Genomic DNA, 276 nt, shown 5'->3' with positions numbered 1-276 from the left:
CGCCGTTCCCGCCCAACTCGCCTTCCGTCCCGAACGCACCACCCCGCGCCCCCACATCGCCGGCACACTGCCCGCACGGGTAACCGCGGCGGAGAACTGCACCTACGCCTATATCGACGACATGGGACGCTACCGCGTCAAACTCCCGTTTGACCTGGACGAATGGAGTCCCGGCGGAGAAAGCCGTCCCGTCCGACTGGCCAAACCCTATGCCGGTCCCGAATACGGCATCCACTTCCCCCTGCACGAAGGCACCGAAGTCATGCTGTCCTTCGT

At 65.2% G+C, this 276-nt stretch carries 1 protein-coding gene; it reads left to right on the top strand.

Annotated elements, in window-relative coordinates; genetic code table 11:
• Positions 1 to 276: hypothetical protein (locus ACTHSL_RS13555; protein WP_440381717.1), on the top strand; the 276-nt coding region annotated here is incomplete at both ends.

It is taken from the genome of Neisseria sp. P0008.S010 (genome assembly GCF_051962715.1).
GTDB lineage: Bacteria > Pseudomonadota > Gammaproteobacteria > Burkholderiales > Neisseriaceae > Neisseria > Neisseria elongata.
This window is presented reverse-complemented; position numbering and strand designations above follow the sequence as displayed.